This is a genomic window from Curtobacterium sp. MCPF17_001, assembly GCF_003234615.1.
Lineage (GTDB): Bacteria > Actinomycetota > Actinomycetes > Actinomycetales > Microbacteriaceae > Curtobacterium.
Genome location: NZ_QKSL01000025.1, coordinates 21,706 through 30,751, shown reverse-complemented (window position 1 = coordinate 30,751; position 9,046 = coordinate 21,706). Strand labels below are relative to the sequence as shown.

The window sequence follows — 9,046 nt, the reverse complement described above, 5'->3', positions numbered from 1 at the left end:
TGGGTGACAGCGCGCCGAACACACCCCGCGAAGGGGTGGAGAACCAGCGGTGAGCTGCTGGTGAGCGCTGCGGGTGTTTCCCGGCTTGTGACAGTGGTTCGGGGCCACCCGGGAACCGGATTGGGTCGGTTTGTCCTCGTTACCGTTCTGTGACACACCGGGTTCTCGCGGCGGGCCGTCGAACACGCGAATTCGTCGTCCCGAATCCCTCTGATCAGGTCTTTTCCGTCGCAGAGGGCACCATCGAGGTGGCAGGATCGTCGAGTTCCGAGACGACGGTGTCTCCGCTGTCATCCCGAAAGGCTCCATCCCATGTCGTTCTGGGCCCTCTTCCTCATCGCGCTCGGTGTCTCCGCCGACGCGTTCGCCGTCGCACTCGGCAAGGGCCTGCACATGCGGCGGTTCGCTGTTCGCCAGGCCGTCGTCATCGCCGTCGTGTTCGGCCTGTTCCAGGCGGTGATGCCACTGCTCGGCTGGCTCCTCGGCACGACCTTCGCGGGAGCGATCGCGGACTACGACCACTGGGTGGCGTTCGGGCTGCTCACGCTCGTCGGCGGCAAGATGCTGTGGGAGGCCTTCAGCGGGCACGAGGACACCGACGAGGACACCGATCGTCTGCGCATCCGCGAACTGCTGGTGCTGGCGATCGCGACGAGCATCGACGCGCTGGCGGTCGGCATCACGCTGGCGTTCCTGCCGGTGTCGATCGGGTGGGCGGTCCTGCTCATCGGCATCACGACGGCGGTGTTGAGCTTCGTCGGGGTGGCCGTCGGACGCCGCGTCGGTGCCCGCTTCGGCAAGCCGGCCGAGATCGCGGGTGGTGTGGTGCTCATCCTCATCGGCGTGCAGATCGTGCTGGAGCACACCGGCGTCCTCGGCTGACACCGACGGACCGCCGGTCGTGGTGAGAGGATCGCGTCGTGCTCACCGATGCCGCCATCGTCGCCGCGCTCCGAGCGGCCCACCCTCGCGACTACACGATCACCGAGGTGGAGGCGGTCGACGGTGTCGCGAGCATGGTGATCGAGCAGGCCGGTGGGCAGAAGGCGCATCTGCGGGTCCGGTTGCCCTCGACCGGGGCACCGCAGTGGTGGTTGCACGCCCCTCCTGAGGACGCCGGGGACTGGGCGGGTCAGTTCCTCACCTGGACCGACGAAGAGGTGGACACCGACGGTCTCGGTGCAACACGTGCCAGGACGACGATCGACGGCGCGAGTCACGTCATCGCTGAGAACTACGGGTGGCGGCTCTCCGACCAGGTCGAGCACGCCCGGCTCCACGCCCTCGCAGGCCCGTTCGGCTGGCACGACGGAGGGCGGTCGGTCGGTCCGGACGGCCCCCTGCCCGTACCCGCGGAACGGGAACTCGTGGTCGACGGTGAAGTCTTCCTCGTGTCCGTGCAGGGCACCAGCCACCAGGTCACGTGGCTCAGCGGCCCGAACGCCGGATACGGTTACGGCGGGACGCTCGGCGGCAGCCGCGGGATGAGTGCCGAGTCGATCGAGGCTGTCGTCGCTGCCACCGTGGGCGACGACGAGCACATGCGCCGGAACATCCGCGCCTTCCTGGCGGAGATCGACCCGACCACCGGGTTCCTCCGGGACGACGACGAGACCTGACCCTCAGAGGACCGGCACCTCCCGCCGGTGCACCGGCCCGTTCCCGTCGACGAGCGCGCCGCCCGGAGCACCCCGGCGGACCGCCACCACCTCGGCCATGATCGACAGCGCCATCTCGGCAGGGGTCTCCGCCCCGATGTCCAGACCGATCGGGGACCGCAGCCGCTCGGTGTCCGGCGTCCCGAGCGCGCGCAGTACTGCCATCCGCCGCTCGTGCGTCGACCGGGACCCCATCGCTCCGACGTACCCGGCGCCCCGACGGAGCGCGAGGTCGAGCACCTCGGCGTCGAACCGGTCGTCATGCGTGAGCACGATGACGACGGTGTCCGGTCCGATCGCGGTGTCGGCGAGGACCCGCGGCGGCCACCCGACGACACGTTCCTGCGCCGCCGGGAACCGCTGGTCGGTGAGGAACACCGGCCTCGGGTCGACGACGGTCACCGCGTAGCCGAGCATCGCCGCCGTGTTGGTCACGGCGACGGTGAACTCGACCGCGCCGACGACGATGCACCGCGCCCGGCCGCCGGCGTACTCGGTGAAGACGCGGGTGCGGCAGCCGTCCGACGCCGTCACCACGGTGCCGAGCGAGGCACCGTCCAGGGACAGGCCGAGCGAGGTCGGCGCTCCGGCAGCGGCGGCACGGAGCGCGTCGACCACGACGGCGTCGGTCGGCAGGACGCGGTGCACGAGCACCTCGACCCGGCCCCCGCACCGCGGACCCGGCGCCCAGTCGGCCAGGGGGTCGGACGGGTCCTCGAACCCGAAGCGTTCCAGGACGGGGACGCCGGTCGCCAGGACCTCCTCGGCGGTGCCGTACAGCGACCCCTCGACGCATCCACCGGAGATCGTCCCGACGACCTCGCCGCCGGGCAGCACCGCCATCGAGGTGCCGGTCCCGCTCGGTGCACTGCCCTGGACGTCGACGGCGGTCGCGACGACGACGGGGTCACCGGCCTCGAGCACGGCCAGGAGGCGCGGTGCCAGTTCGAACATCAGGCACCTCCGGCGTCGGTCGCGTCCGCCAGCAGCGCCCACACCCGGTCGCGGGTCATCGGCAGCCGGTACGGCCGGATGCCGATCGCGTCCCGCACGGCGTTGGCGACCGCCGGGGCGACCGGGTTGTACGGGGCCTCGCTCATCGACTTCGCTCCCAGAGGTCCGAGCGGGTCGTGGGTGTCGGCGAACAGCACCTGCGTCCGCGGGACGTCCGAGATCTTCGGCACCCGGTAGGAGCGGAAGGCGTCGGTGGTGACCCGGCCGGTGTCGTCGAGCACGACCTCCTCGTACAGCGTCGACCCGATCGCCTGCGCCGCGCCGCCCTCGACCTGGCCGCGCAGCTGCTCGGGGTTGAGGACCGTGCCGGCGTCGACGGCCTGGACGCTCTGCAGGACGCGGACCTCGCCGGTCGGACGGTGCACCGCGACCCGAGCGCCGTGCACCGTGAAGGCGAGCGACCGTGGGGTGCCGTCGTGGCTGGCGTGGGCGATCAGCGGACCCTCGGCGAGGAGTTCCGCGTGTCCGACGAGTTCGTCCCCGACGCGGACCCCCTCGGGCTCGACGGCGATGGCGGGTCCGAGCACGCCCGACGCGGTCCTCGGCGTCCGGGCCGCGACGAGCGCGAGCGCGCGGGCGGTCAGGTCGTCCCGGAGTGCCTGTGCGGCGGCGTACAGCGCGCGACCGGCGACGACGACCCCGGCGGACCCGAACGCCCCGGTGTCGTGCCGGGCGGCGTCGGTGTCGGACTGGTGCACGTCGACCCGGTCGGGCGTGGTGCCGAGCGCGGTGGCGACGAGCTGCGTGTGCACGGTGGTGGTGCCGTTGCCGAACTCCGCCGTGCCGACGCCGATCCGGTACCGCCCGCCGGGCAGGAGTTCGACGGACGTGTGTGCGTGGTGGCCCCGGGGCGGCATGGTCGCGATCGCCGCGAGGGCCATCCCGGTCCCGAACGCCCAGTCCGCGGAGCGGTTCAGCCCGGGGCCGCTCAGTTCCGGGCCGTCCATCCGGGGGACCTCGGGCAGCGGTCCGGCCAGGGCGTCCTCGACGAGGTCGAGGCACTGGTCGAGCCCGTAGCTGCCCTCCCACCGCAGGTCGCTCTGTTCGTGCGGGTCGGTGACGACGAGCGGGTCGCCGGGCACCACGACGTTCCGCCGTCGCAGTTCGACCGGGTCGATGCCGAGTTCACGGGCGAGGTCGTCCATGGCCGACTCGATCGCGAACACCACCTGTCCGAGCCCGTACCCGCGGAACGCCCCCGAGGGCAGGTTGTTCGTGTACACCGACTCCGCGTCGACGCGCTTCACCGGGCACCGGTACACGGCGACGGACTCACTGACGGAGTGGAACATGACGCCGATGCCGTGGTTGCCGTACGCCCCGGTGTCCATCGTCTGGTCGACGTGCAGCGCCGTGAGCGTGCCGTCCGGGTCGGCGCCGAGCCGGACCCGGACGCGCATCGGGTGCCGCGTGGGGGCGACCGTGAACTCGTCACGTCGGCTGAACTCGAACTGCACGGTGCGGCCGGTCCGCAGTACCGCGAGGGTGACGAGGTCCTCGGTGAGCAGCTCCTGCTTGCCGCCGAACCCACCGCCCACCCGCTTGGCGACGACGCGCACCCGGGCCGGGTCCAGCGAGAAGACGCGGGCGATCTCGTCCCGCACGAGGAACGGGACCTGTGTGGCGGTCCGGAGCACGAGCCTCCCGTCCGGGTCCATCCACCCGCGGGTGGCGTGCGTCTCGAGGGCCGCGTGCGAGACACGGCCGGTGGTCCAGACACCGTCGACGGTCGCGGCCGACGCGGACAGCGCGGCCTCGACGTCGCCGGTGCCGCCGTGGAGGCTCGCCACGACGTTCCGTGCGGGCTCGCCGATCCGGTGCTCGGCCGTCGTCTTGTCGCCGTGCAGGAGCGGGGCGCCCGGTCGGCGTGCGGCGTCCGGGTCGTGCACGCTGTCGAGGACCTCGTAGTCGACGTGGACCAGGGCGCACGCCTGCTCGGCGATCCGCACGCTGTCGGCCACGACGGCGGCGACGCGCTGGCCGCGGAACCGCAGGACCCGGTCGAGCACGCGGGTGTCGTCCGGGTCGTCGAGCCGGGACTCGTGACGGCCGGTGGAGAACAGCACGCCGGGGTCGTCCCGGTACGTCAACACGGCGTGGACGCCGGGGAGGGCCTCGGCCGCGACGGTGTCGATCGACCTGATGCGGGCGTGCGGGTGCGCGCTGCCGAGGACGGCGAGGTGCAGCAGCGCCTGGGTCCGCCGGAGCCCGTCGCCCGAGCCGGAGAGCGGGCCGTCGGGCAGGTCGAGCGTGTACTCCTCGCTGCCGGAGACGATGCGCCGGGCTGCCGGTGCCGCGACCGAGGTGCCGATCGCCGCCCCCGGTGCTGCGCAGGTGGTGTTCACGACGCCGTCGAGCGCGTCCTCGATCGCCCGGTACCCGGTGCAGCGGCAGAGGTTGCCCTTCAGCTTCCGGTGCCGGTCGGCCAGGTCGTCCTCGGTCAGCGTCGAGGCGGTGACGACGAAGCCCGCCGTGCAGAAGCCGCACTGGAACCCGGGTGCCTCGGCGAACGCCCGCTGGACGGGGTGCGGGTGCTCCGGGGTGCCGAGACCGGCGGCCGTGGTGACCGTGCTGCCCTCGAGCCGGTGCGCGGGCGTGATGCAGGAGTGCACCGGCACCTGGTCGACGAGGACCGTGCAGGCACCGCAGTCGCCGGCGTCGCAGCCCTTCTTCACCGAGGTCACGCCGTGCTCGCGGAGGAGGGTGCGGAGGACCTGGCCGGGCTGCGGAGTGACGTGCAGCGGGACGCCGTCCACCTCGAGCCTCATCGGGTGCCCGCCGTCGCCGCGCCCGCTGCCTCGGCCGCTTCGGCCCGGAGCTCGTGGGCGAAGACGCTGCTCACGGCCCGTCGCCACCGGGGCGATCCGTGCGGGTCGTCGTACCAGTCCGCGTCGGACCCCAGCACACGCTCGAGCGCCGCGTCCACCTGGTCGGCCGTCGGGACCACGGGCCAGCGGAACACCACCGGGCGCCGGGTCGCCGCCGTGACGACGAGCACGAAGCCCGCGGCCGACCACCGAGCGGTGACGAGCGAGCCCGATCGACCGTGCGGACTGAGCGACACCCGGCGGAACCCGGTCGTCGCCCGGAGTGCCCGCTCGGGCAGGTCGAACGCCCGGATCACCTCGCCGTGCCGGAGGTCGAGCGTCCGCACCCCGAGCACGAGCCGCGCGACGGGGATCCGGCGCTCCCCGCCGTCGGGCGTCCACACCACCGCGGTCGCGTCGAGTGTCACGAGCAGCGCCGTCATCGCGCCCGCCGGCAGTCCGACCGCCACGTTCCCGCCCACGGTCGCCGCGTTCCACACCTTGAACGAGGCGAGCAGTGCGTTGGCGCACCGGTCCACCAGCGGCCAGGCGGTCCAGGCGGGGTCCGGCTGCACGCGGAGCAGCGCGGCGATCGTGCACGTCGCCGCGATCGTCAGCGTGCCGGGCGTCCGTTCGACGTCGGGCCAGCCGAGGGTCGTCAGGTCGACGAGCCCGGTCAGGCCGGGCTGTTCCTCGGAGAAGAGCCAGGTGCCGCCGCCGAGCGGGCGGTCACCGGGAGCGAAGGCGAGGTCGTCGCGGTGCGACGGTGTCCGCACGGTGCGGACGGAGACGAGGTCCATGGACGGGTCCGATCGGGGCAGGGCGGCAGGGGACGACGAGCGCACCGACTCGTCGGCCGTGCGCGATCATGCCCCGGTTCCATGCCATGTCGCCACGCTAGGGAACCGGTGTTTCAGCGTCGTTACGGGGAAGCAACAGCCGGTGTCGGGTGGTGCACCGGACCCGTGACCTGCTCGACCTCTCCCCGAAACACGCGGGTGCCATCCTCCGGGACATGACCGTTCCCCCGCCCGACACCCGCGTCGCGTCGCCCGGACCCGCCGGCGACCCCGGCAGCGGCCTCGCGTTCGACCGGCTCGACGACGACGCTGCCCGGGCACTCGTCACGTCGTGGGCCGCCGTGCCCCGGTGGGTCGACGCCGTCCTCGCCGGCCGTCCGTACGGGTCGGCGGACGCCCTCTCCACCGCGGCCGCCCGGCTCGCGCGGACCTGGACCGACGACGAGGTGGAGGCCGCCCTCGCCGGACACCCGCGGATCGGGGACCGGCCGGTGGGCGACGGGGTCGCGGCAGCAGCCTCCCGGCTGGAGCAGGCCGCCTCGGCGGACCCGGACGCGGACACCGCGGCCGCGCTCCGGGCGGGCAACGCCGCCTACGAGGCGCGCTTCGACCGGGTGTTCCTCATCCGGGCCGCCGGCAGGAGTGCCGACGAGGTGCTCGCCGAACTGCACCGCCGCCTGGATGCCGACGACACCACCGAGCGTGCCGAGGTCGCCGACCAACTGCGGGAGATCGCCCTCCTCCGACTCGACAGGAGCGTCCGATGAGCCACCTCAGCACCCACGTGCTGGACACCACGAACGGCTGGCCGGCTACCGGGATCTCCGTCTCGTTGACCGACGCCGACGGGGCGCTCGTCGCCTCCGGGCGCACCGACGGCGACGGTCGGATCAGCAGCCTCGGGCCGGACCTGCTCCCGCCGGGGGAGTGGACGCTGTCCTTCGCCACCGGCGCGTACTGGGCGGCGCTCGACACCGGGACGTTCCACCCCCGCGTCACCGTGACCATCACCGTGCCCGAGCAGCCGGACGGGCTGACACCGGACGATCCCGCCCCGCACCTGCACGTCCCCCTCCTGCTCAGTCCGTTCGCCTACTCCACCTACCGAGGGAGCTGACCCACCATGACCGACACCAGCACCGCACCCGACACCAGCACCGCCGTGCCCACCACTGTCCACCTCGGCGCCAACCAGTACGGCAAGGCCGAGGTCCGCCTGGTCCGCATCACCCGCGACACGGACCGCCACGAGATCGAGGACCTCACCGTCACGACCCAGCTGCGCGGCACGGCGCTCGTCGACTCGTACACGGACGGCGACAACGCGAAGGTCCTGGCCACCGACAGCCAGAAGAACACCGTCTACGCCTTCGCCCGCGAGCACGGCGTGCACAGCCCGGAGGAGTTCCTGCTCCGCCTCGGCCGGCACTTCACGACCGCGTTCGACTGGTACGACGGCGCGACGCTGTCCGCCGAGCAGCACACCTGGGAACGCATCACGGTCGCCGGCCGCGAGCACGACCACGCCTTCGTCCGGGCCGGCGCCGGCACGCGCACGGCCGTCGTGCAGGTCGACGGCGAGGACGTCCACGTGATCGCGGGCATCACCGACCTGACCGTGCTGAAGTCGACCGGCAGCGAGTTCCACGGCTTCCCCCGCGACGGGTACACGACCCTCGCCGAGACCGACGACCGGATCCTCGCGACCTCCGTGACGGCCCGCTGGCGGTACCTGCCGGACGCGGTCGCCACCGGCATCGACTACGACGCCGTGCACGCGGGGGTCCTCGCCCGGATGCTCGAGACCTTCGCCGACCTGCACTCGCTCGCGCTGCAGCAGACCCTGTTCGCGATGGGGCGCACCGCGATCGAGGCGTTCCCGGAGATCGCCGAGGTGCGCTTCTCGATGCCGAACAAGCACCACTTCCTGGTCGACCTGGCACCGTTCGGCCTCGACAACCCGGGCGAGGTGTTCTTCGCCGCGGACCGTCCCTACGGCCTCATCTCGGGCACGGTCGTCCGGGACGGCGTCGAGGGGGCTCCCGCAGCCTGGCTCGCGGTACCCGGCTTCGTCTGAGGGTCGGACATGAAGACGGCCGACACTCGACCGGGTCGGGTGGTGGGCGTCGTCCTCGCGGCCGGCGCCGGCACCCGGATGGGCCGTCCGAAGGCACTGGTGCGTCGATCGGACGGCCGACCGTGGGTCGACCTGGCGGTCGCGGCCCTGCTCGACGGCGGCTGCGATGCGGTCGTCGTCGTCGTCGGTGCCGCCAGCGGGGAGGCCCGTGCCCTGGTCCCCGAGCGGTCGGCGGTCCGCACCGTGGTCGCCACCGACTGGGAACGCGGGCCGTCCGCCTCGCTGCTGACCGGTCTGACGGCCGCGGCGGAGGACCCGGACGTCACCGCCGTGCTCGTCACGCTCGTGGACCTGCCGGGGCTGCCGGCGGGGGCGGTGCGTCGGGTGCTCGACGACCACGGTCGCGCGGCTGCGGACCGCGCGTCACTCCGACGGGCGGTGCACGGCGGCCGGCCCGGGCACCCGGTGCTCATCGGGCGCGACCACTGGGACGCGCTCGGGGAGTCCCTCGGCGCCGCAGCCGGGGAGGACCGAGGAGCCGGGCACTGGCTCCGGTCGGCCGGCACGCAGCCGGTGGAGTGCAGCGACCTCTGGGACGGTGCCGACCAGGACCGCCCGGGGGTGGGCGTCACCTGACCCGGACATGACGGTAGGCCCGTGGCGGACTCGCCACGGGCCTACCGTCCGGTG

9 protein-coding genes are annotated in these 9,046 nt (G+C 73.3%); 6 read left to right on the top strand and 3 right to left on the bottom strand.

Annotated elements, in window-relative coordinates; genetic code table 11:
• Positions 1-312 precede the first annotated feature (312 nt).
• Complete coding sequence (locus DEJ24_RS15965; protein WP_111079509.1) at positions 313-882, top strand: manganese efflux pump MntP family protein; 570 nt, start codon at positions 313-315, stop codon at positions 880-882.
• 38 nt (positions 883-920) lie between these two features.
• Positions 921-1,619, top strand: a complete 699-nt coding sequence (locus DEJ24_RS15960) for a hypothetical protein (RefSeq protein WP_111079507.1) — start codon at positions 921-923, stop codon at positions 1,617-1,619.
• A 3-nt stretch (positions 1,620-1,622) separates the two neighbouring features.
• Here the strand turns inward: DEJ24_RS15960 and DEJ24_RS15955 are convergent, their stop codons facing one another.
• From DEJ24_RS15955 to DEJ24_RS15945, 3 genes are read right to left on the bottom strand one after another with little or no spacing between them, the layout of a single operon-like run.
• Entirely contained in the window at positions 1,623-2,612 is a 990-nt protein-coding gene (locus DEJ24_RS15955; protein WP_111079505.1) for an XdhC family protein, read from the bottom strand.
• Positions 2,612-5,440: a molybdopterin cofactor-binding domain-containing protein gene (locus DEJ24_RS15950; RefSeq protein ID WP_111079503.1), complete on the bottom strand. Its 2,829-nt coding sequence runs from the start codon at positions 5,438-5,440 to the stop codon at positions 2,612-2,614. The genes DEJ24_RS15955 and DEJ24_RS15950 overlap by 1 nt, the downstream gene beginning before the upstream one ends.
• On the bottom strand, positions 5,437-6,279 hold the full coding sequence (locus DEJ24_RS15945; protein ID WP_111079501.1) for a xanthine dehydrogenase family protein subunit M: 843 nt from the start codon (positions 6,277-6,279) through the stop codon (positions 5,437-5,439). The genes DEJ24_RS15950 and DEJ24_RS15945 overlap by 4 nt, the downstream gene beginning before the upstream one ends.
• Before the next feature lie 215 nt (positions 6,280-6,494).
• On the opposite strand from DEJ24_RS15945, the gene uraD reads away from it, so the two are divergent.
• Genes uraD through DEJ24_RS15925 form a run of 4 tightly spaced genes read left to right on the top strand, consistent with a single transcriptional unit; the run spans position 6,495 to position 8,992 of the window.
• Positions 6,495-7,046, top strand: coding sequence for a 2-oxo-4-hydroxy-4-carboxy-5-ureidoimidazoline decarboxylase (gene uraD / locus DEJ24_RS15940; protein ID WP_111079517.1), 552 nt, complete (start codon positions 6,495-6,497; stop codon positions 7,044-7,046).
• Positions 7,043-7,396, top strand: coding sequence for a hydroxyisourate hydrolase (uraH, locus tag DEJ24_RS15935; RefSeq protein WP_111079499.1), 354 nt, complete (start codon positions 7,043-7,045; stop codon positions 7,394-7,396). Before uraD ends, uraH begins: the two co-directional genes overlap by 4 nt.
• A gap of 6 nt (positions 7,397-7,402) precedes the next feature.
• A complete protein-coding gene (pucL, locus tag DEJ24_RS15930) occupies positions 7,403-8,356 on the top strand; it encodes a factor-independent urate hydroxylase (RefSeq protein ID WP_111079497.1) in 954 nt (317 codons plus the stop codon).
• Positions 8,357-8,365: 9 nt separating this feature from the next.
• Positions 8,366-8,992: an NTP transferase domain-containing protein gene (locus DEJ24_RS15925; RefSeq protein WP_111079495.1), complete on the top strand. Its 627-nt coding sequence runs from the start codon at positions 8,366-8,368 to the stop codon at positions 8,990-8,992.
• The last annotated feature ends 54 nt before the right edge of the window (positions 8,993-9,046 follow it).

Coding starts and splice junctions, on each gene's coding strand:
- DEJ24_RS15950 (WP_111079503.1), bottom strand. CDS start 5,440: ATGAGGCTCGAGGTGGACGGCGTCCCGCTGCACGTCACTCCGCAGCCC.
- DEJ24_RS15945 (WP_111079501.1), bottom strand. CDS start 6,279: ATGGACCTCGTCTCCGTCCGCACCGTGCGGACACCGTCGCACCGCGAC.
- pucL (WP_111079497.1), top strand. CDS start 7,403: ATGACCGACACCAGCACCGCACCCGACACCAGCACCGCCGTGCCCACC.
- uraD (WP_111079517.1), top strand. CDS start 6,495: ATGACCGTTCCCCCGCCCGACACCCGCGTCGCGTCGCCCGGACCCGCC.
- DEJ24_RS15925 (WP_111079495.1), top strand. CDS start 8,366: ATGAAGACGGCCGACACTCGACCGGGTCGGGTGGTGGGCGTCGTCCTC.
- DEJ24_RS15955 (WP_111079505.1), bottom strand. CDS start 2,612: ATGTTCGAACTGGCACCGCGCCTCCTGGCCGTGCTCGAGGCCGGTGAC.
- uraH (WP_111079499.1), top strand. CDS start 7,043: ATGAGCCACCTCAGCACCCACGTGCTGGACACCACGAACGGCTGGCCG.
- DEJ24_RS15965 (WP_111079509.1), top strand. CDS start 313: ATGTCGTTCTGGGCCCTCTTCCTCATCGCGCTCGGTGTCTCCGCCGAC.